Annotated in this window: 15 protein-coding genes; 5 read left to right on the top strand and 10 right to left on the bottom strand. The window is 71.7% G+C overall.

Features of this window, described 5'->3' with window-relative positions:
- Positions 1–112 precede the first annotated feature (112 nt).
- The 4 genes from araA to AC3CBB_RS10875 all read right to left on the bottom strand — a co-directional run bounded on the left by araA (position 113) and on the right by AC3CBB_RS10875 (position 5,049).
- Positions 113–1,627: an L-arabinose isomerase gene (gene araA, locus AC3CBB_RS10860; RefSeq protein WP_488624577.1), complete on the bottom strand. Its 1,515-nt coding sequence runs from the start codon at positions 1,625–1,627 to the stop codon at positions 113–115.
- Positions 1,624–2,331, bottom strand: a complete 708-nt coding sequence (locus AC3CBB_RS10865; RefSeq protein WP_123505333.1) for an L-ribulose-5-phosphate 4-epimerase — start codon at positions 2,329–2,331, stop codon at positions 1,624–1,626. The genes araA and AC3CBB_RS10865 overlap by 4 nt, the downstream gene beginning before the upstream one ends.
- Positions 2,328–3,941 (bottom strand): xylulokinase, encoded by a 1,614-nt coding sequence (locus AC3CBB_RS10870; RefSeq protein ID WP_488624578.1) that lies wholly within the window; start codon positions 3,939–3,941, stop codon positions 2,328–2,330. The genes AC3CBB_RS10865 and AC3CBB_RS10870 overlap by 4 nt, the downstream gene beginning before the upstream one ends.
- A 109-nt stretch (positions 3,942–4,050) precedes the next feature.
- Positions 4,051–5,049, bottom strand: a complete 999-nt coding sequence (locus AC3CBB_RS10875; RefSeq protein WP_488624579.1) for a LacI family DNA-binding transcriptional regulator — start codon at positions 5,047–5,049, stop codon at positions 4,051–4,053.
- A gap of 125 nt (positions 5,050–5,174) precedes the next feature.
- Between AC3CBB_RS10875 and AC3CBB_RS10880 the strand changes: the two genes are divergently transcribed.
- The 3 genes from AC3CBB_RS10880 to AC3CBB_RS10890 all read left to right on the top strand — a co-directional run bounded on the left by AC3CBB_RS10880 (position 5,175) and on the right by AC3CBB_RS10890 (position 8,092).
- Positions 5,175–5,651 (top strand): VOC family protein, encoded by a 477-nt coding sequence (locus AC3CBB_RS10880; protein ID WP_123505335.1) that lies wholly within the window; start codon positions 5,175–5,177, stop codon positions 5,649–5,651.
- 20 nt (positions 5,652–5,671) lie between these two features.
- Positions 5,672–6,448 (top strand): putative protein N(5)-glutamine methyltransferase, encoded by a 777-nt coding sequence (locus AC3CBB_RS10885; RefSeq protein WP_488624580.1) that lies wholly within the window; start codon positions 5,672–5,674, stop codon positions 6,446–6,448.
- A 156-nt stretch (positions 6,449–6,604) separates the two neighbouring features.
- Entirely contained in the window at positions 6,605–8,092 is a 1,488-nt protein-coding gene (locus tag AC3CBB_RS10890; RefSeq protein ID WP_488624581.1) for a tyrosine-protein kinase domain-containing protein, read from the top strand.
- Positions 8,093–8,127: 35 nt separating this feature from the next.
- Here AC3CBB_RS10890 and AC3CBB_RS10895 read toward each other — a convergent pair whose 3' ends face one another.
- Positions 8,128–9,108 carry a glycosyltransferase family 2 protein gene (locus AC3CBB_RS10895; protein ID WP_488624582.1) on the bottom strand — a complete coding sequence of 327 codons (981 nt, stop codon included), beginning with the start codon at positions 9,106–9,108 and terminating at the stop codon, positions 8,128–8,130.
- Between the two features lie 47 nt (positions 9,109–9,155).
- On the opposite strand from AC3CBB_RS10895, the gene AC3CBB_RS10900 reads away from it, so the two are divergent.
- Positions 9,156–10,370 carry a hypothetical protein gene (locus AC3CBB_RS10900; RefSeq protein WP_488624583.1) on the top strand — a complete coding sequence of 405 codons (1,215 nt, stop codon included), beginning with the start codon at positions 9,156–9,158 and terminating at the stop codon, positions 10,368–10,370.
- On the opposite strand, the gene AC3CBB_RS10905 is transcribed toward AC3CBB_RS10900, so the two are convergent.
- The 4 genes from AC3CBB_RS10905 to AC3CBB_RS10920 form a co-directional block, all read right to left on the bottom strand.
- On the bottom strand, positions 10,342–11,757 hold the full coding sequence (locus AC3CBB_RS10905) for a lipopolysaccharide biosynthesis protein (protein WP_233579896.1): 1,416 nt from the start codon (positions 11,755–11,757) through the stop codon (positions 10,342–10,344). The genes AC3CBB_RS10900 and AC3CBB_RS10905 overlap by 29 nt on opposite strands.
- Entirely contained in the window at positions 11,754–12,797 is a 1,044-nt protein-coding gene (locus AC3CBB_RS10910; RefSeq protein WP_488624584.1) for a glycosyltransferase, read from the bottom strand. The genes AC3CBB_RS10905 and AC3CBB_RS10910 overlap by 4 nt, the downstream gene beginning before the upstream one ends.
- A gap of 16 nt (positions 12,798–12,813) precedes the next feature.
- Positions 12,814–18,033, bottom strand: coding sequence for a PKD domain-containing protein (locus AC3CBB_RS10915; RefSeq protein WP_488624585.1), 5,220 nt, complete (start codon positions 18,031–18,033; stop codon positions 12,814–12,816).
- Between the two features lie 259 nt (positions 18,034–18,292).
- On the bottom strand, positions 18,293–18,958 hold the full coding sequence (locus AC3CBB_RS10920) for a hypothetical protein (RefSeq protein ID WP_488624586.1): 666 nt from the start codon (positions 18,956–18,958) through the stop codon (positions 18,293–18,295).
- Between the two features lie 73 nt (positions 18,959–19,031).
- Here AC3CBB_RS10920 and AC3CBB_RS10925 point away from each other — a divergent pair, with 73 nt between their 5' ends.
- The gene (locus AC3CBB_RS10925) at positions 19,032–20,615 is read left to right on the top strand and encodes a glycosyltransferase family 39 protein (RefSeq protein WP_488624587.1); all 1,584 of its coding nucleotides are present in this window, start codon (positions 19,032–19,034) and stop codon (positions 20,613–20,615) included.
- Here the strand turns inward: AC3CBB_RS10925 and AC3CBB_RS10930 are convergent.
- Positions 20,602–21,933 carry a hypothetical protein gene (locus tag AC3CBB_RS10930; protein ID WP_488624588.1) on the bottom strand — a complete coding sequence of 444 codons (1,332 nt, stop codon included), beginning with the start codon at positions 21,931–21,933 and terminating at the stop codon, positions 20,602–20,604. The two genes, AC3CBB_RS10925 and AC3CBB_RS10930, sit on opposite strands and share 14 nt — an antisense overlap.
- Between the last annotated feature and the right edge of the window lie 18 nt (positions 21,934–21,951).

Raw genomic sequence — 21,951 nt, forward strand, 5'->3', positions numbered from 1 at the left:
CTGCGCCCGTTCAGTCTGTGGACAACTGCACGACTGGGGAGACACGGCGCGACCCGGTTGACGACACGCGACCCCCGGAGTCGAGGGTCGCGTGTCGGTCGAGCAGCGAGGGCTAGAGGCCCCGCGCCAGCCGGTAGTAGGCCGCGTTCCAGTTGGCCGCCTGACGGAAGTCGCGCAGCGTCGTGTGCTCGTCGATGACCAGGAGCTCGGTGCCGGCCATGCGGGCGAAGTCCTCGAACGCCTCGAGGCCGACGGCGGTCGACATGACGGTGTGGTGCGCGGCTCCGGCGGTGAGCCAGGCCTCGGCCGACACGGCGAACGACGGGCGGGGCTCCCACACGGCGCGGCCGACGGGCAGGTGCGGCAGGTCGGCGTCCGGAGCGACGACGTCGACGACGTTGGCCACGAGGCGGAAGCGGTCGCGCATGTCCGACAGGGCCACGACGATGGCCGGGCCGGGGTCGGCCGTGAAGACGAGGCGCACCGGGTCTTCGCGGTCGCCGATGCCGAGGGGGTGGATCTCGAGCGACGGCTTCGACGAGGTCAGCGACGGGGCGACCTCAAGCATGTGCGCACCCAGGATCTTCTCGGCGCCGGGCACCAGGTGGTAGGTGTAGTCCTCCATCAGCGAGGCGCCGCCGGGCAGGCCCGAGCCCATCACGTTGGCCGCGCGGATCAGGACCGCCGTCTTCCAGTCGCCCTCGCCGCCGAAGCCGTAGCCCTCGGCCATGAGGCGCTGCACGCCGAGCCCGGGGAGCTGCTTGAGCGCGCCGAGGTCTTCGAAGTTGGTGGTGAAGGCCGAGAAGCCGCCCTCCTCGAGGAACGACCGGAGTCCGAGCTCGATCGCGGCGCCGTCGCGCAGCGACTGGTGGCGCTCCGCGCCGGGCAGCAGCTCAGGAACTACCGCGTACGAGTCGAGGTACTCCTGAACGAGCGAGTCGATGTCGCCCGACCCGGCCGCGGCGACGCGCTCGGCCAGCTCGTTGACGCCCCACGTGTTGACCGAGACGCCGAAGACGTGCTCCGCCTCGGTCTTGTCGCCCTCGGTGACGGCGACGTTCCGCATGTTGTCGCCGAAGCGGGCGAGCTTCATCGAGCGGGTCGCGGCCCAGCCGGCGGCGGCGCGCATCCAGGTCGAGATCTGGCCGACGACGCGCGGGTCGGAGACGTGGCCGACGACGGTCTTGCGCGCGATGCCGAGGCGGGTCTGGATGTAGCCGAACTCGCGGTCGCCGTGGGCGGCCTGGTTCAGGTTCATGAAGTCGAAGTCGATGTCGCCCCAGGGCAGCTCGACGTTCGCCTGCGTGTGGAAGTGCAGGAGGGGCTTCTGCAGGGCGTCGAGGCCGGCGATCCACATCTTGGCGGGGCTGAACGTGTGCATCCACGCGGTGAGGCCGATGACCTCGTCGCGGGCGTTCGCCTCGAGCACGAGGCGCCGGATCGCGTCGGAGTCGGTGAGCACGGGCTTCCAGACGACCTTCACGGGGACGCCGGCGTCTCCGAGCGCGGCGGCGATCGCCTGCGACTGCTCGGCGACCTGGCGGAGGGTCTCCTCGCCGTACAGGCCCTGCGACCCGGTGAGGAACCAGACCTCGTAGGAGTCGAGGGAGGTGGTCAGCTTGGTCATTTCGTGGTTCCTTCCGACGCGGCGGGCTGCTGCCCGTACACGTTCTGGTAGCGGTCGAAGAGAGCGTCGATGCTCTCCCGGGGGATGGGGATGGCCTCGCCGAGCTGGCGGGAGATGTGCACGGTGCGCGCGACGTCCTCCGCCATGACGGCGGCCTTCACGGCGTCCTTGGCGTCTCTGCCGATCGTGAAGACGCCGTGGTTCTGCATCAGGACGGCGCGCGAGCGGTGACCGGTCAGCGTGGCGACGATGCCCTCGCCGATCGACTCGTCGCCAATGATCGCGAACGGCCCGATCGGGATGGGCCCGCCGAACTCGTCGGCCATGGCCGTGATGACGCAGGGGATCTCCTCGCCGCGGGCGGCCCAGGCGGTCGCGTAGGTCGAGTGCGTGTGCACGACTCCGCCCACTTCGGGCATGTTGCGATAGACGTAGGCGTGCGCGGCGGTATCGGACGACGGCGAGCGCTCGCTGCCCGGGGTGCCGGGAACGACGGTGCCGTCGAGGTCGCAGAGGATCTGGTTCTCGGGGGTGAGCTCGTCGTACGAGACGCCCGAGGGCTTGATCACGAACAGGTCGGCGCCGGGCACGCGGCCCGAGATGTTGCCGCCGGTCCAGATGACGAGGCCGTAGCGGGTGAGCTCGGAGTGCAGGGCGGCGACCTGCTCACGGGTGCGCTGGATCGCAGCGTCGAGATCGGTCATGAAGCGGTGCCTTTCGAGGTGATGGGGGTGGCGGCGGCCGCCGCGCGCTGGAGCGGCAGAGCCGCGCGGTAGCGGTCGAGGTAGGCGGCGAAGCCGGCGACGTCGGCCGGTTGCGGGTCGACCGTCACGGCGTCGGACGACGCGAACACCTCGTCGTCGAGGAAGTCGCTGAGCGACGTGTCGGCGGCGCGGCGCAGGTAGGCCGCGAGCACCGCGATCCCCCAGGCGCCGCCCTCGCTGGCGGTGGTCTCGACGGCCACGGGCACGCCGACCGCGGCGGCGAGCAGCTGCTGCGCGGCGCCGGCGGTGCGGAAGAGGCCGCCGTGGGCGAGCAGCCGCTCGACGCGGACGTCTTCGTCGTCGAGCGCCTCCATGCCGATGCTCAGCGTCGCGAAGGCCGCGTACAGCTCGGAGCGGATCAAGTTGCCGAGGGTGAAGCGGCTCTCGGGCGTGCGGACGAGCAGCGGCCGGCCGTCCTCGACGCCGGTGACGGGCTCGCCCGACAGGTAGTTGTACGACAGCAGGCCGCCCGCGTCGGCGTCGCCGGCCAGCGCCTCGTCGAGCAGGGCGGCGTAGACGTCGTCGGCCGAGAGCGTCGTGCCCGCGACCTCGCCGAAACGGCCGAACACGCGTGCCCAGGAGGCGATCTCGCTGGCCCCGTTGTTGCAGTGCACCATCGCGACGGCGTCGCCCGCGGGCGTCGTGACGACGTCGAGCTCGGGGTGCACGCTCGTCAGCTGCGAGTCGAGCACGACCATGGCGAAGATGCTGGTGCCGACGCTGACGTTGCCGGTGCGGGGCGCGACGGAGTTCGTCGCGACCATCCCGGTGCCCGCGTCGCCCTCGGGCGGGCAGAACGGCGACCCCGCCTGGAGGGTGCCGGACGGGTCGAGGAGGGCGGCGCCGGCGGGCGTCAGCGAGCCGGCGTCGGCCCCGGCGACGAGCACGGCGGGGAGGAGCTCGGCGAGGTGGAGCGACGGGGCGTGGTGCCGGAGGAGTTCCTGCGCCCGATCGAGGAGGGCCGTGTCGTAGTCGCGCGTGGCCGGGTCGATGGGGAACATGCCCGACGCGTCGCCGACGCCCAGCACGTTCTCGCCGGTGAGCGCGCGGTGCACGAGCCCGCCGAGGGTGGTGAGCGAGGCGAGGCGGTCGACGTGCTCCTCGCCGTCGAGCACGGCCTGGTAGAGGTGCGCGACCGACCAGCGGAGCGGGATGTTGAAGCCCAGCGCCTCGGTCAGGGCGCCCGCGGCCTCGCCGGTCGACGAGTTGCGCCAGGTGCGGAACGGCACGAGCAGCTCGGCCCTGTCGTCGAGCGCCACGTAGCCGTGCATCATCGCCGAGATGCCGATGCCGGCGAAGCTCTGCGGGTCGACGCCGTACTGCTCGCGCACGGAGGCGACGAGGTCGGCGTACGCGGCCTGGAGGCCCGACCAGACGGAGTCGACCGAGTAGGTCCAGCGGCCGTCGACGTACTCGTTCTGCCACTCGTGGCTGCCGGTGGCGAGGGTGGCCAGGTCGGAGCCGACGAGGCAGGCCTTGATGCGGGTGGAGCCGAACTCGATGCCGAGAGTGGCATCGCCGGCGGCGATCAGTTCGCGGGGTGTCGTCATGTCGAGACGTCCTTGTCTTCGGTGGGCGTGCGTCCTCAGTCTGCCATGTGAGCGCTCACTTTGTGAAGCTCCCCGGCACGTGGCGCAGGAACTGCCCCGCCCCGCCCGCTCACCCCGCCGCCGGCCCCGTCGACTCGCGCACGACCAGCGTCGGCTCGAGCGCCGGCAGCGGCTCGGCGTCGCCCGGCGCCAGCAGCCCCTCGACGGTCAGCATGATGCGGCGGCCCAGCGCCGTGAAGTCCTGCCGGACCGTCGTCAGCGGCGGGATGAAGTGCGCCGCGTCGGGGATGTCGTCGAACCCCACCACGCTCACCCTCCCGGGGACGTCCATGCCCCGCTCGGAGAGGGCATGCAGGACGCCGAGCGCGGTCGGGTCGTTGGCGCAGAACACGGCGGACACGTCGTCGGGCAGCCGGCGGCCGATGGCGTAGCCGCTCGCGGCCGTCCAGTCGCCGCGGTAGACGTCGGCCTGCGGCAGCCCGAGCCGCACCAGGGCGTCGCGCCAGCCGCGCTCCCGCTCGCGAGCGTCGTTCCACGCGACAGGGCCGCCGACGTGGACGATGCGCTCGTGGCCGAGGGAGGCGAGGTGCTCGGTGGCGAGGACCGCCCCGCCGAACTGGTCGAGCGCCACGGAGACGAGGCCGTCGTCCGGGCTCGCATCGGCGGTGACCAGCGGCACGCGGAGGTCGATCTTGCGGATGGCCTCGATCGAGCCGGTGTCGGGAGCGATGAGCACGATGGCCTCGACGTTCTGGCCGATCAGGGCATCGATCGCGGCGCGCATCCCCGCACCGACCTCGGCCTGGTCATCGGGCGGGATCGTGGCGATCGACACCTGGTAGCCCGCCTGGCGAGCGGCGCCGTCGAACCCCTGCATCGTGCTGGCGGGGCCGAACAGGGTGCCGCCGGCCGAGATGAGGCCGAGGGCGCGGGTCTTGCGGCTCGCGAGGGCGCGGGCCGCGGCGCTCGGCCGGTAGTTCAGCTTGAGGATGGCGGCGTCGACGCGGGCGCGGGTGGCGGGACGGACGTTCGGGTCGCCGTTGACGACGCGCGACACGGTCTGGTGCGAGACCCCCGCCTCGGACGCCACGTCGAAGATGTTCGCCACGCCGCCGAGTCTAGGGGCGCGCGGTGCGGAATCAGGAGAAGCGGACGCACCCGGATCGTGCCATCCTGGGCGGCAGGCGCGGCAGTGCAGCCGGCCTGAATCCGCAGCGACGCCGGGAGGCAGCCATGACGACGATCAATCCCGCGCTCCTGTACGGCGGCAACGCCGAAGAGGCGCTCGACTACTACTCCTCGATCTTCGACGACAGCGAGGTGCTGTCGGCCGACCGCTGGGGACCGGGCTTCGACACCCCCGAGGGCACCCTGCTCGCGGCGACGATCCGCATCGGGAGCCTGACCTTCACCCTCATCAACGGCTACGACGCCGGCTTCACGGACTCGGTGTCGTTCCAGGTCTCGTGCGCCGACCAGGCCGAGGTCGACTACTTCTGGGACGCCCTGACGAAGGACGGCGAGGAGTCGCAGTGCGGGTGGCTGCACGACCGTTTCGGCATGGCGTGGCAGATCGTTCCGGTGCAGATGCCGGGCTTCCTGGGTGACCCCGACCCCGCGCGGGCCCAGGCCGCGATGCAGGCGATGATGGGCATGAAGAAGCTCGTGATCGCCGACTTCGAGAGCGCCATGGACGCGGTGGGCGCCTGACCGCGCCGGGCCTCGCGGCGGTGACGGCGCGCCTGCGGGCGGCCGGTTGCGTCTTCGCGGAGGAGGAGGCGGCGCTGCTCGTGGCCGAGGCGGGCGAAGACGGCGGGCGGCTCGAGGGGATGCTCGCCCAGCGCGAGAGCGGGCGGCCGCTCGAGATGGTCGTGGGGTGGGCCGAGTTCCTGCGCCTGAAGATCAGGGTGGCCGACGGCGTCTTCGTGCCGCGCCGCCGCACCGAGCTGCTCGTCGCGGTGGCGCTCCGCCGCGTCGAAGCGACCGCGTCGCCGCGCGTGCTCGACCTCTGCTGCGGGACCGGGGCCGCCGGAGCCGCCGTCGAGGCCGCCCGACCCGACGCCGAGGTGTGGGCGAGCGACGTCGACCCCCGAGCGGCGGACTGCGCCCGCACCAACCTGCGCGCCGCCGACCGGGTGCTCTGCGGCGACCTGTTCGCGCCCCTGCCCGGCTCGCTTCGCGGCCGCTTCGACGTCGTCATCGCCAACGCCCCGTACGTGCCGTCGGGCGAGGTCGCCTTCATGCCGCCCGAGGCGCGCGACTTCGAGCCTCTCGCCGCGCTCGACGGCGGGCCGGACGGCACCGCGATCCAGGCGCGGATCGCCGGCGAGGCAGCGGAGTGGCTCGCACCCGGCGGACTGCTGGTCGTGGAGACGAGCGAGCGGCAGGCCGTGACGACCGTCGGGCATCTGACGACGGCGGGGTTCGCGGCCGGGATCGTGCGCGACGACGAGCTCGACGCCGTGTGCGCGACCGGCTCGCGTCACCCCACTTCGGGGGCCGCGTGACGCCCGAGCGACCCTCCTGAGCGTCGCTCGGGTGCCGTAAGCTGAGACGGATTCGCAGGTCTGCACTTCCGGGAGACCGCTGGGCGAGATGGCACGAGCACCCGAAGGCTCGGCGCCTAGCCCCGGCCCCGTAGAACCGAAGGGGGAGCGACCGCAATGGAAGCCCACGACTACTGGAAGGCCCTGCTCAAGAGCTGGGCTCTCATTCTCGTACTGGTCATCGTCGGCGGCGCCGCCGGCGCCGCCTATGCGTTCGCCCGCGGCGACAGCTACGAGGCGACGACCTCGGTGTTCGTGTCGACGCCGCAGGGCGCCACGACCGACCAGCTCTCGCAGGGGTCGCAGTACACCCAGAACCTCGTCGCGTCGTACACCAAGCTGGCGGCGTCGCCCAAGGTGCTCGACCCGGTGATCGACGAGCTCGGCCTGAGCACCACGGCCGAGAAGCTCGCCACGCACGTCGCAGCGACCAACCCCCTCGACACCGTCATCGTCCAGGTGGTCGTCACCGAGTCGTCGGCCACCTCCGCGGCGGCCATCGCCAACGCGATCGCCGACTCGCTGCGCACCGTGACGATCGAGCTCTCTCCGGTCAGCTCCACGGGCGCCCCGCAGGTGTCGATGACCGTCATCGCGACGGCCGACACCCCGACCTCGCCCAGCGGCCCGAACCGGCCTCTGATCATCGCGTCCGGGTTGGTCATCGGCCTCCTGCTCGGCATCATCGTCGCGGTCGTCCGCGCCGTCGTCGACACCCGTCTCCGGACCACGGTCGACGTCGAGCGCGCCTCGGCCGCGCCCGTCATCGGCACCGTCCGCCGCTCGGCCGACCACGTCCCCGGCATCGTCGTCGCGGACGGCGCCCAGTCGCCGCTGGCCGAGGACTACCGCCGCGTCAGCGCCACCCTCCCGTTCGCCGGGCCCGAGGGCGCGACGTCGGTCCTGGTCGCGCCGGTCACGACCGGCGTCCCCGCCGCCGAGGTCGGGCTGAACGTGGCCCTCGCGTCGGCCGAGCGAGGTGCCCGCGTCCTGATCGTCGACGCCGACCTCCGCACGCGCCGCATCTCGGAGCTGACCGCGACGACCGACGCGCGCGGCCTCGCCGACGTCCTCTCGGGTGCCGTCCCCGCGGCCGAGGCGATCGTCGAGTGGCGCGACGGAGTCGACGTGCTCCCGGCCGGAGCCGTCCAGTCGAACCCGCACTTCGCCCTCGGCCGCCCGGTCCTGGCCGAGACCCTGGCGACGCTCGCCGACGCGTACGACCTCATCGTCGTGGACGCCCCCGCGGCGCTCGAGTTCGCCGATGCGCTCACCCTCTCGCGAGCCGTCGACTCGACCCTCGTGGTCGCGTCAGCCCGGAGCACGAGGCGGCAGCAGCTCACCGAGGTCGTCGAGCAGCTCGAGGCCGTCGACGCGTACGTCACCGGCGTCGTCCTCTCGGAGGTCGGCGGGCGCGCTCCAGTCGACGCCCCGACGCGGCAGACCCCCTCCGCCCCCACCGCGCCCCCGGCACCCGCCGAGGCCCCGGTGGCGCCGGTCGTCGAGTCCCCCGCGACGAAAACGCCTGCCCCGCGGACCACGGCCTCGACCGCCCGCACCCCTCGGGGCACTGCGGCGAAACCGAAGCCCACGACGAACGACTGACCGTGGCTCCCGCGCCGGAGGCAGCGACGCCGGGGTCAGCTGCGGCGGTACTCCTGGTACCGGTGGCCCCACGCGCCAGTGACCATGCCCGCGCCGCGCGCCATGGTGCGCACGCCGCGCGCGCGCTGGCCGAGAGACCTGGCGACGGTGCCGAGAGCGACCCGGGCGAGCCCGCCGGCCAGGCGCACGACGCCCTTCGCCGTCAGGCGGACCCGCAGCGCGAGGCGCGCCCCGAAGCCGATGTGGCGCGTGAGCAGGAGCGACGTGAGGCTCCAGCCGTTGCCGCTCGAGAACGCCCGCTGCACGACCCACTGCCGCGTCAGCCGATGCGGCGGCACCACGTCCGTCACCACGGCCTCGTCGCACCAGAGCATGCGGCCGCCGTTCTGCACGATCGTCCGCGTGAAGACGGTGTCCGAGCGGCCGATGGTGCCGAGCGAGCGGTCGAAGCCGAGTCGCAGGGCGCGGATCGCGCGCAGGTCGAGCAGCAGGTTGTTCGTCGCCGCGACGTCGACCTCCGTGCCGGTCGGCAGGCGTCGGCGGTCGAAGAAGCGGCCGGCGACGATCCACGGGTCGGGCGTGATCGAGTACTCCGAGATCACGGGGCCGACCGTGGCGGCGACGCCCTCCGCCAGCATGAGTCGCACGAGGTCGACCAGCCAGCTCGCGCTCGGCCGCTCGTCGTCGTCGATGAAGACGAGCAGGTCGGAGTCTCCGCTGTCGTCGAGCGCCCGGTTCCGGGCCGCGGCGATGCCCGGCTCCGCCTCGTGCGAGTAGGCCACGGTCACGTCGCCCGCGTCGGCGGCGAGCCGCGCCACCTGGTCGCGCGCAGAGCCCTCGGGGTCGTTGTCGACGACCAGCACGCGCGATGCGATGCCCAGCGGCGCGGTGGTGCGCGCCTGCTCGACGAGCTGGGGCAGGACGGCGTCGAGGTCGGCGGGCCGGCGGAAGGTCAGAACGGCGATGGTGAGCGATTCGGGGCGCTCGGCGTCCTGGGACGCCGCGGGTTTCGTCATACAGACGATCATGGCGCATCCCGCGCCCGGGTCGAGAAGGAGAACGAATGAGCACGACCGCGATGACGACCGAGCGGGCCGCGACCGCGATCCCGCTCTGGCAGCGCCTGCCCTGGTGGCTCTGCGTCCTCGTCGTCTACGCGCTCTCGCGCGTGCTGACGACGGCCGTGCTCCTCGTCGGCACGCTGCGCCAGGGGGCGAACCCCTTCACCGGCGCGCGCCCGGGCCTGCTCGAGTACTCCGTCATCTGGGACGGCGTCTGGTACCGCCGCATCGTCGAGAGCGGCTACCCGACGACGCTCCCGGTCGACGACGCCGGTCACGCGGTCACCAACGCCTGGGCGTTCCTGCCCGGATACCCGTACGTCATCAAGGCGCTGATGACCATCACCACCCTGCCGTTCGACGTGGTCGCGGTCTCGGTCTCCGTCCTGGCGGGCGCGGGGACACTCCTGGTCTTCCACCGCATCCTGCTCCGCGTCACCGGATCGGCGGGCACCGCCCTGTTCGGGGCGACGCTGCTCGCGCTCAATCCCGTGTCGCTGCTCTTCCAGGTCGCCTACGCCGAGTCGCTGGGCGCCCTGCTGATCGCCGCGGGCCTGCTGTTCGCGCTGAAGAGGCAGTACTGGCTGGTGCTGCCGGTCGCCGTCGTGATGGCCTTCACGCGCCCCGGCGAGATCGCCTTCGCGTTCTTCCTCGGCCTGCACATCCTCTACCGGCTGTACCGACGCCGCGACGACCCGTTCCCGCTCCGGGAGTTCGTCTCCGCCGCGATCGCCACGCTGGCCGGCCTCGTCGCGGGCCTGGCCTGGCCGGTCATCGCGGGCGCGGTCACCGGGGTGCCGAGCGCCTACACCGACACCGAGCTCGCCTGGCGTGCCGCCGCGATCGGCCACACCGAGTTCCTGCCGTTCACCGGCTGGTTCGCGGCGGGCGAGCACCGGGCGGGAGTCGTCGGCGTGGTAGCGGTCGCCGTCTTCATGCTCGCGTGCGTGGCCGCGCTGTTCGTCCCGGCCGTCCGCCGCCTCGGCGTCGACCTCCGCCTCTGGACGTTCGCCTACCTGGCGTACCTGTTCGCGGTCTTCTACCCGCAGTCGTCGACGATCCGCCTGCTGATGCCGGTCTTCCCGCTGATCGGAGCACTGGCACTGCCGCGCTCGCGCGTCTACCGGGTCGCGATCGTCGTGGTGCTGATCGTCGTCCAGTCGGTCTGGACGCTCTTCGTCTGGCACGTCACCGCGAAGTCCCCTCCGCCTCCGTGACCGGGGCCTGCTCCGCTGCGGCGGCCAGCTCTGCGCGCCGCCTGCGGAGGTCGCGCTCGACGAACCAGAGGTTCGGCAGCAGCTGGCACAGCGCCACCATGATGAGCGAGCCGATGATCGGCCCGGCGGCGCCGAAGGGCGTGATCAGGAACCACGACAGCGCCAGGTTGAGCGGCACGCCGATCAGGATGGGCACCACCTGGAAGGTCATCCCCCGCTTGTCGGTCATGTACATGGTCAGCGGGTACTTCGCCGCCTGGATGGCGATGTAGCCGAGGAACCCGATCAGCAGCGCCGTCGGCAGCACGATCCTGCCACCCGAGACGAAGCGCACCAGCCACGGCGACACCGCGACGAGCGCACCGCCGACGGCGAGTCCGCCGATCAGGAAGTAGACGACCGCCTTGTACGGCGACTCGACGCGGCCCTGGGCGCGCGCCCTCGTGTAGATCGGCCAGAGGGCGACGCCTGCCGCGTTGATCGTCTGCAGGACGATGCCGAACAGCTGCGCCGCGAGGTTGTACTGAGCCAGCTGCTCCGAGCCCGAATGGTGCGACAGCAGCACCCGGTCGCTCTGGATGGCGATCGGCAGGATCAGCGACTGCAGCATCATCGGCCACGCGACGCTCATGATCTTGACGCTCGGGTACCGGCGCGGGCGGAAGACGTTCTTGAGCGACTCCTTGACCTGAGGCGACAGCACGCGCCAGGCGATGACCAGGCAGATGACCGAGACCAGGCCGTTCGCGACGTACGAGACGATCGAGAGGAAGTTGCCGGCGGGCACGGCGAGCAGCACGAACGAGCCGATCACCAGGATCATGAACGGCGCGACGACCGTCTGGCTCGCGACCTGCGTGGTCGTCTTGCGGAGTCCGATCAGGATCCGCTGCCCGATGGTCATGGGGATCACGATGCTGAAGACCGCCAGGCAGAGCCCTGCGGTGAGCCCGCCGCCGGGCAGCAGTCCGTCGCCGAGCAGCCGCGGCCACAGGTCGAAGACCGTCAGCACGGTGGCCGCCAGCAGGATGACGCCGCCCGCCGTGAACAGCACGCGGAACGCCGTGATCAGCGTCCGGCGCACAGCCTCGTCGGTGCTCGGCTTCTCCGACCCGGCGACGGAGTTGATGACGACGGCCGCGATGCCCAGGTCGGCGAACGGCAGCAGCTGCGGGAAGGAGGTGAGGAGGCCGTACTGCGCGTAGGCGGCGGTGCCGAAGTGGCCGATGATGAGGTGGCTCGTGATGATGCCGAGGATCCCCGAGACGCCCATGACGACGACCTTGATCGCGGCCGTCGACCCGACCTGGCGCATGCCTGAGCCGCCGCCCTTCTTCGACGGGGCCGCCGGCGTCGTCGACGGGCGCGCGGGTGCGTCCTGACTCATTGGCGTCTCCCCCTCGCTCGTGCGATCGCTGTCCGGTAGGCCTCGACGTGGGCCCGGCCCGCCGCCGGCCACTCGCGGTTCGACAGGTCGGGCCGCTCCCCGGCGGCGATGCCCTCGGCGGCCGAGAGCGCCGCGGCGATGTCCGCCGCGTCGAGATCGCCATCGTACTGCCGCACCCACTGCTCCCCCACCTCACGGGCGAGCCGCTCGTTGACCTCGTTCGCCGGAACGAGCACCGGCCGATCGAGGCTCAGCGCGGCCAGGGCGCTGCCCGAGTTGTGCATCCCCCGGTGCGGCAGCACCACCAGGCGGGCACGACGGACCGCGGCCACCAGATCGACGTCGTCCAGGTAGCGCAGGTCGAGCTCGACACGCGGGTCTCCGGAGGCGAGTTCCTGCAGTCTCGAAGCGAGCTCAGGGCTCGCCGGCTTCCCGGCCACGGCGAGCGATACCTCGCCGGGCACCGAGCGGAACACCTCGACGAGGCTCTCGACGCCCTTGTACGGACGGATCAGGCCGACGAACGCGGCGCGGCCGGGCTCTCCCTCGCCGGGCGCCGCCGACGTGTCGTACCAGTCGCGGTAGTGGCCGTGCGGCACGAGCGCCGAGAGGGTGCGCCGAGGAACGGGCGTCAGGTCGTTCAGCAGCACCACGAGCGCCGTGCGGCGCTCGATCAGCCGCACCAGCGCTGCGCGCCGGCCGTCGAGGCCCTCCCACGGCGTCAGATTGTGCAGAGTCCGCACGATCGGCCGGCGGAGGACCGCCAGCCGGGCCACCAGGAGCAGCGTGAGCAGCTGGCGCACGAGCGTCTTCGTCGGGCTGGCGCCGGTCACGAGGATCTCGGGCCAGTGCACGTGGAACACGTCGTACCGCCCCAGCAGGGCGGACCGCCACGAGAACGGGAGGACCCGCACCCCCGGCTGGCTGCCGATGGCGTCGGCCAGCTGCCGGAGGTACGGGTTGGTGGTGGGCCGGGGCCGGGGGAAGGACTGCTGTACGGTCAGTCCTCCCGCCCGCCCCCGAGTGCTGCTGCTGTTCACTGTCAGGGCTCGGACCTCAGGGCTTGAAGGCGCTGAGCTGCGACACCGAGAGCTTCTGCGGGGCGTTCGTCGCGCTGCCGGAGACGTAGCCCTGGACCGCGATCCCGCCGGCCGCCTGGATTCCCGAGCTCGAGTCCGTCTGCGTGAACTGCCACGCGCTGGGCTCCGGGGTCCCCGTCAGCCAGGCCTTCAGCTTGATGGTCGTCGGGCTGGTGCCGGTGACCTGCATCCGGAAGGTGACGTTGGCGCCGGCCGCGAAGGTGCCGGGGACGGTCACGGTGCTGCCGAGGTTCGTCCCGACGCCTCCCGAGATCGCCGTCAGCGTCAGCGTGGCCGTGTTGGTCGGCGTCAGCTTGAGCGTGGCACGGTACTCGTTGTTCGCGTCGACGCGTCGACCCGAGACGTAGATGAACGTGCCGCCGCCGGTGGCCGCCTTGTCGAGCTGGAACCGGGCCTGCAGGTCGGTGTTCGCCTGAGGGCTGGTCATCAGCTGCGCACCGGCCTGGGCGCCCGCCTTCGAGAGGGTGATCGCGCCGGCGCCCGGTGCGACCGAGAGGGCGCTGGCCGAGCCGACCGCGGTCCACGCCCCGCCGGTGTCCGCCGTGCCGAATCCACCCGAGACCGTCCGGTTGAACGAGTCGAGGTAGAAGGGCAGGTTCGCCGGAGCGGTGACGGCGACTGTCGCCGTGGACGTGTTGGTCGCGCCCTTGTCGTCGGTCACCTTGAGCGTCACCGTGTAGGTGCCGCCGGTGGCGTAGGCGTGGGTGGGCTTCGCCGTCGTCGCGGTGCCGCCGTCTCCGAACGTCCACGCGTACGAGGCGATGGTGCCGTCGGGGTCGGACGATCCCGAGCCGTCGGCCGTCAGGGTGAGGCCGGACGTCGAGGTGGTGAAGGACGCCGTCGGAGCCTGGTTGGCCGGAGCCGTCACCGTGACCTGCTGGGTGCTCGTCGCCGTGCCGCCGTCGTTGTCCGTCACCGTCAGCGCGACCGAGTACGTGCCGGCCGAGGCGTAGGCGTGGGTCGGGTTGGCCGTCGACGCCGTGCCGCCGTCGCCGAACGTCCACGAGTACGAGGCGACCGTGCCGTCCGGGTCGGACGACCCGGAGCCGTCCGCCGTCAGCTTCAGGCCCGTCGTCGACTGCGTGAACGACGCGGTCGGGGCGACGTTCGGAGCCTTCGTCACGACGACCGAGGAGGTCGAGGTGCCGGTGGCGCCCTGGTTGTCGGTGACGGTGAGCTTGACCGCGTAGGTGCCGGCTGCCGCGTAGGTGTGGCTCGGCGTCTTGCCGGTGGCCGTGCCTCCGTCGCCGAACGTCCATGCGTACGAGGCGATCGTGCCGTCCGTGTCAGCCGACGCCGAGGCATCGGCCGAGAGGACCAGAGCGTTCGCCGAGGTCGTGAACGACGCGGTAGGCGGCACGTTGGCCGGCGGGGCGACCGTGACCGACTTCGTGAGGGTGCCGGTGGCGCCCTCGTTGTCGGTCGCCGTCAGCGTGACCGTGTAGGTGCCGGCCGAGACGTACGAGTGCGACGCCGTCGGGCCGCTCGCGGTCGAGCCGTCTCCGAAGTCCCAGGCGTACTGGGCCACGGTGCCGTCCGAGTCGGTCGAGGCCGAGGCGTCGACCGAGACGCCGAGGTTCGTCGTGGTCGCGGTGAACGCGGCCGTCGGAGCCTGGTTGACACGCGGAGCCGTGACCGTCACCTGAGCGGTCGACGACGAGGTGGCGCCGTCGTTGTCGGTGACCGTGAGCGTGACCTTGTAGGTGCCGGCCGAGGTGTAGGCGTGGGTCGGCTTGACGGCGGTGGACGATCCTGCGTCCCCGAAGTCCCAGGCGTAGCTCGCGACGGTGCCGTCGGAGTCGCTCGAGGCCGAGGCGTCGAACGCTGCCGAGAGGTCGGTCACCGCGGTGGTGAACGAGGCCGTCGGGGCGACGTTGACGCGCGGTGCCGTGACGACGACCTGGGCGGTCGAGGTCGCGGTGGCGCCCTTGTCGTCGGTCACCGTGAGGGTGACCGTCTTGGTGCCGGCCGTGGCGTAGGTGTGGCTGGGCGTCTTGCCGGTGCCGCTCGATCCGTCGCCGTAGTCCCAGGCGTAGCTCGCGACGGTTCCGTCGGAGTCGCTGGAGGCCGAGGCGTCGAACGAGGCGGTCAGGTTCGACACGCTGGAGATGAACGACGCCGTCGGGGCGACGTTCACCGCACCGGCCGTGCCGAGCGCGTAGTGGGCGCTGACGGTGGACGCGCTCAGAGCGGTGTCGTAGATCGCGACCTCGTCGATCGAGCCCTGGAAGTAGGCGCTGGAGGAGCCCCAGGTGGTGTCGCCGCCGATCTTCCAGTAGCCGGTGTACGGCTGCGCCTGAGTGGCGCCGTTGGTGCCCTGGAGCACGCCGTCGACGTAGAGCTTGAGGCCCGCCGACGACTGCGTCGCGACGACCTGGTGCCAGGTTCCGTCGTTGTAGGAGCCCGCCGTGGTGATCGTGTTGGTCGTGCCGGTGTAGGTGCCGTAGACGAGCTGTCCGTTGTCCTGCATGTACACGTGGCGGTCGTACGAGCCCGACTGACCGGTCTGCGACGAGCCGAAGCCGACGATCTTGCCGCCGGTGGTCGTGGTCGTCTTGAACCAGGCCTCCTCGGAGTAGACCTCGGGATCGTTGAACGACTGGGTCGAGTTGACCTGACCGGACGAGCCGTCGAAGGTCGCGGCCGTGTCGGAGTTGCCGGCCAGGGCGCCGGTCGCGCCCTTCGTGACGCCGCCGGTGTAGGTGCCGTTCGAGCCGGCGAGCGAGCTGTCTTTCGCGGTCGTGCCGCTCGAGTCGCCGAGGCGGTAGTAGAGCACGGGCGAGTCGCTGAAGACGCGGGCGCCGTAGGTGTCGGTCGGCGCGGAGTTGAGCTGCGACGGGTAGCCGGCCGCGACGTACTGGTTGTTCACCTGCGACGTGGTCAGCGCCGTCGGGTAGACCGAGACGTCGTCGATCGAGCCCTTCAGGAAGTTGTCGCCGTTCCAGGACGAGTCGCCTCCGATGCGCCAGAAGCCGCTGTAGTCCTGGGCGCTGGTGGTGTCGGTCCGGCTGCCGACGCGCTTGCCGTCGACGAAGAGCTGCATCCCGGACGACGACAGCGTGCCGATGACCTGGTGCCACTGGCCGTCGTTCACGGCCGTCGGGCTGGTGAGCACCTGCGTGTTGCCGTTGTAGACGCCGAAGTTCACGGTGCCGCTCGGGTCGAGGTACAGGTGACGGTCGTAGGAGGTCGACGTGCCGGTGGAGGAGTTGCCGAAGCCGACGATCTTGCCGCCGGTGGTGGAGGTCGTCTTCACCCAGGCCTCGACCGAGAAGGTCTGCGGGCCGGCGACGGCCGACTGCGTCGCGGCGAGGCCGTTCGCGGTGCCGTCGAAGGTGGACGCGGAGTCGCCGTCGATCGTCGTCGCTCCGGTCGCGCCGCGGGTCACACCCGAGCCGGCGACCATGTCGGTGTAGCCGACGTTGTCGTAGACGGTGGTGCCGCTGGCCTCGTCGAGGCGCCAGAGCGACGAGGCGCCCTGCGACGCCACGGTCTGGGCGTAGGAGGACGGCGCCGAGCTGCTGGCCACCACCGAGACGGTGTCGCCGATCACGGTGTTGCCCTCGGGGTCGGTCGCGCGCACCCGGTACGAGTAGGTCTGTCCCGGCGTCAGGCCGGTGTCGACGAACCCGAGCGACGGCTGCTTGTAGAAGCTGGAGTCGGCCGTCACCTTGTAGACCGGCGTGGTCTGGTTGTTGTTGCGGTAAACCTCGTACTTCAGGGTGCCGGAGTCCTGGTCGTAGTTGGCGGCGAAGCTGACGCGCGCGGTGCCCGAGGCGAGCGAGACGACCTTGGGGGTGTAGTTCGCGCCGCTCAGCTGAGGTCCGCGCTTGTTCGTGGAGAGCGCCTTGACCGCGAAGCGGACCAGGCCCTGCTGGCGGACGCCGTTGACAGTGGTGAACTCGCCGCCGTAGACGACGTAGTTGTTGTTCGCCGCGACGCTCCACGGGCCCTGGCTCTGACCGGTGAAGGTGCCGGTGTTGAAGTCGGGGAACCAGTTGAGCAGGCTCGGGGTCGGGTTGCCGGCGTAGTTGTAGTAGCCGTACGGGTCGGCCGTCGCAGTGCCGGTCGCGGCGATGCTGAACGCGAGGCCGCGGTGGAAGGTCCACGTGGGCGAGGTCTGCGGGAAGCCGCCGATGTTGCCGCAGTAGTGCGGGTGGCCGGCGATGTACTCGGCCGTGTCGGTGACGGCGGTGGAGTAGGTGTCGCCGTGGCAGTCCTCGACCCAGACGAGGTTGCCGGTGGCCCAGTCGGCGCGGAAGGAGCCCTCGAGGTTGCCGCCGGCGCCGAAGACGTAGCCGGAGCCGTAGAGGCCGCTCGCCGAGGCGGTGAGGCTGGTGATCGACGCCTGCGTGCCGCCGTTGCGGATCAGGTTGTTGCCGTTCCACGGGAGCAGCGCGCCGGAGGTGTCGAGGGCGGCGAGTCCGTAGCCCGGGTTGCTCGAGCCGTTGACGGTCGTGAAGCCGCCGCCGACGATGATCTTGGTGCCGTCGGGCGACATCGCCATCGAGGTGACCTGGCCGCCGTCGGCGACGGGCGCCCAGGCGGTGACAGCCCCGGTGGCGGCCGATGCCGCGGCGAGCTTGCCACGGGTCGACTTGCCGACGCTGGCGAACGAACCGCCGAAGTAGACGGTGCTGGCCGTGGGCACGATGGCCGCGACGGTGTAGTTGGGGGCCGGGTTGAACGTCGTGATGAGCGCGCCCGTGGTCGCGTTCAGCGCGGCGAGGCGGCTGCGGCTGACGCCGTTGACGGTCGTGAACGTGCCGCCGATGTAGATGATGCTGCCGTCGGGCGATGCCGCGACGGCCTTCACCGCGCCGTTGATGGACGGCGCGAAGCCGGTGTTGAGGGCACCCGTCGTGATGTCGTACGCGAGGAGGTCCGTGCGCGTCACAGTGCTCACGCCCGAGGCCGCGCCGGCAGGCTGCGCCGTCGAGAAGTCGCCGCCCGCGTAGACCGTGTTGCCGACGATCTTCTGCGACCACACCACGCCGTTGATCTGCGGTGCGGCCAGCGCGTCCGCGGTCACCGTGGTGGGCGTCGACGGGTTGGTCGGGTCCGTCGGGTTCGAGTCGGCCAGCGCCGGGGAGGCGACGATGACACTGCTCAGGACGATGGCTGCGGCGGCTGCGATGCTGGGGGCACGCAGACGCGAGGGCAGGGAAATCCCCATGGGGGTGCCTCACTGATTCGGGTAAGCCGCTCGCCCGGCGGCTGGGGACCGACGGGTTCACGTGAAGTTCGCACGAGCTTCGGGTACGTGCGGTGGTGCTGCGCCAGGTGCGACTGCATCGTTGACTTGGCAGAAGGTGAGGATTTTCGGGTTCTCACCGTTCTCAGAACACTAGCTGACCCCCGCTCGGGTGCCATACCCCCCTTAAAGGGGGTGGTCCTCCCTTAAAGGGGGTGGTCCCCCCTTTGGCGGACCCGATCTACTGCGGAGCCGAGCCCGCGAACACCGTGATCGGAACGCCGACGTAGTAGTCGACGAGGATCCGCACGTCGCTCCGATCGGCCTTCGCCAGCGTGAACGTGTAGGTCGCCCTAGCGGTCTTGCCGGCCGCCAGGGCCGACGGGAAGTCCTTGCGAACGCTCACCAGCTCGTTGGCGGGGGCGTCGTCGCTGCCGTGCGTGACGCTCGTCACGACCGACGACAGCGGGATGCCCTTGCTCGTGTCGTTCACGAACGTCACGGTGAACCGGATCGCCGGACCGTCGATCTCGCCGATGCCGCTGCCCTTGCCCGTGACAGCGGTGATCGCGCCGACGCTGACCTTGACTCCGGAGACGGGCTGCGCGGTGGTGGTGAGCGGCACGGCCTCGGCCTCGGCACCCGGGCTCGCGCTCGCCGAGGGCGTCGACACGGGGATGCTGGCCGACGGGCTCGGCGAGTCGGTCGGCGCCGGGGTGTAGCCGGGCGCGGTCGGCGTGGGCGTCGGGTTGATCGTCGTCGTCGCGGAGGGCGTCGCCGTGTCGTCGCCGGAGCGGCCCAGGGCCCGCACGACGAGAACCGCGATGACGGCGACGACCACCACGACGACGATCGTGACGATGACGGCGGTGCGCCGGGACGGCGATGCGGGAGGGGTGTCGGCCATGGCTGCTCCTTCGGGGGTGCGGTCGTCCGGGTCGGGATTCGGGACCCTCGCCTGCTGTTAGCATGACCGCACCGTGGCCCCCTCATCCTTGCATGCGCGTTCCTCCCGTCGCGCCGTCGTCCCGGCAGCCCTGTTCGTCGCGGGCGCGGTCGTCTCCTTCATCGGCTCCTGGAACGTCTCGCTGTGGACCGACGAGGCCGCGAGCGTGTCGGCGGCCGACCGCAGCCTGGGCGGTCTGTGGCAGCTGATCCAGGGGCAGGACGCCGTGCACGCCCTCTACTACGTCTTCCTGCACGCCTGGACCTCGATCGCGGGATTCTCGCCGGTCGCCCTCCGGCTGCCCAGCGCGGTGGCGGCGGGGATAGCCGTGGTCGGCGTGTGGGCCCTGGCCCGTGCCCTCCAGCGCCCGGAGGCGGCCGTCTGGGCCGCCGCGGTGGCGATCGTGCTTCCACGCATCACCTGGATGGGCGTGGAGGCGCGCTCGTTCGGCCCCAGCGCCGCGATCGCCGTCTGGGCGACGGTCGTGCTCGTCCGCGCCCTCGAGTCGGGCCGGTGGCGGTGGGTGGTCTACGGCGTCCTCGTCGCCCTCGGCGTGGCCCTCAACATCTACCTCGCGCTGCTCGTCGTGGCGCACGCCGTCTCGCTGCTCCTGCTGCGCGACACCTCCTGGCGCACCCGCGGCGCCTGGCTGATCGCCGCCGCGGCGGGTGCCCTCGCCGCATCCCCGGTCGTCCTCGAGTCGATGCGGCAGTCGGCGCAGCTCGGCGACAACGCCATCGGCCTGTCGACCATGCTGCGGCAGGCGGTCGTCAACCAGTTCTTCCTCGGCGACACCCCGACCGGCAACGGCGGCTCCGACTCGGGACGCTCCGCGTGGGCGGTCGCGGCCGTCGTGCTCGCCGCCCTCTGCTGGGCCCTGGCGGCGTGGGCGTGCGTGCGCGACGGGTGGAGCGGCGCGCGGGCCTCGGGTGCCGCGAGGTCGGCGATCCTGCGCCCGGTCATCGTCGTGGTGCCGATCGCGATCGTGCCCACGGTCGTCGCCATCGCCTACTCGGTCGCCGTCTCGCCGCTGTACAACGCGCGCTACTTCACCTTCGCGGCCCCCGCCGTCGCGCTGCTCGTCGGGCTCGGGCTGGAGCAGCTCGGCCCGCGCCTCGGCCGTGGCTCGCGCGTGCTCCGCTTCGCCGCCCTCGTGGCCGTCATCGTGCTGGCGGCACCCGTCTACGTGTCGCAGCGGCAGGTCACGGGCAAGAGCGGCACCGACTGGTCGGCGGCCGCGGCGATCGTCGGCGATCGTGCCGCCCAGGGCGACGGCATCTACTTCTCGCCCCTCGAGGCGAACCGGCAGGCCGTCGTGAAGCGCTCGGAGCGCTACGTCGACACGGTGTACCCGGCTGACTTCGACGGCCTCGTCGACCTGACCCTCAGAACGACCGGGGCGCAGGATCACACCCTCCGCGGCACGTCCTGGCAGATCGGGGGTGCGCGGGCGTCCGAGCGGCTCAGCCGCGTCGACCGCGTCTGGGTGCTCCGACCGGCCGACTACGGCGCCGCCGCGAGCGCCGCCGACGATGCCGTGCTGCGGACCGCCGGCTTCACCCGCACGGCCGTCTGGGACGGCTCGCGGACCGACGTGCTCGAGTTCAGTCGGGGCTGAGGCCCGGCGCGACGCGCTTCCACCGCGGCAGCTCCGCGGAGCTCTCGCGGGGTCGGTCGGCGTCGCCGCCCCGGCGCTTGACCTCGAGGAGCAGCGCCACGGCGATCACGACGATCGGCGACGACGAGAACCACGGCCCGAACGGCACGAACCACAACGTCGTCACGACCATCAGCAGAGTCGCGGCGGGTGCGGTGCCCTGGGCGATGCGGCGGCTGGTCGACCCGAGCAGGACCACCAGCAGGGCCGCGATGAGGGCGAGGCCGACGAGGCCCGACTGGATCCAGACGTCGCCGAAGATCGAGTGCACCTCGAAGTGGTTGCCGAGCATGTAGACGTTGACGTAGCCGTTGTCGGGGTCGTACCCGATCGAGCGCATGCCGGTCTTGGCGATCTCGATGTCGGCGCCGGTCGGGGCCGACCCCGCGCCGAAGCCCCACAGACTGTTCTGCATGAGGGCCAGCGTCGCCTGCAGCTCCGGCCGCGATCCGACGATGAGGTTGCCCGAGGTCTCTATCTGGGCGATCGACCGGGCCTGCGTCTCGGCCCCGAGCAGACCGCCGAGGATCGCCGCCTGGCCGACGAATGTCACGACGACGGTCGCCACCGCGATGCCGAGGAGCACGAGAAGGGTCGACCCTCGGTGGAGCACCCGCAGCACGGGGCGCTGCGCGATCAGGAGCACCGCGGCGAGCAGCAGCAGGGCGAACGACGAGCGGAAGTCGTGCGTCGCGCACATCAGCATGAGCGCCACGAGAACGAGGAGCTCGACCCACCAGCGTCGGGTCAGGTGGGCCAGGCCGAGCGCGATCAGGGCGACGGGGTAGTAGAAGCCGAACTTCCACGGGTTGCCCTGGAACGCCGAGTTCTGCACGTCGGTGCCGATCAGAAGGCCGATTCCGAACAGGATCGCGACCAGCGACGGCGAGAACAGCGTCCGCGCCCACAGCAGCAGCCCGATCGAGAGCCCGGCGCCGATCATGATGCCGGTCTGCGTCGTGAAGACGAGGCCGTTCGTCCCGTGGGTCGCGGCGTTGGCGAAACGCAGCCAGACACCCGCGACGGCCGTCCCGAGCGAGAGGCAGACGAGCAGCCAGCCGAACCGGTAGCGGCCCACTGCGCGCACCCAGACGGCCGAGAGCAGCGCGGCCACGATCCAGCCGACCTCGACGCCCTGGGGCAGGGTGATGCGCCAGCCGAGGACCACGATCGACGCGGCTGCGACAGCGAGCACGGCGCGATGGCGCGAGCGCTCGGCAGCGGCCTGGCGGATCAGGCGGGTCGGCGACTGGCTGGCGATTCGGGTCGTCAGGGTCATGGCGTCCACCATACGGCC

The organism is Frondihabitans sp. OV104 (genome assembly GCF_057787745.1).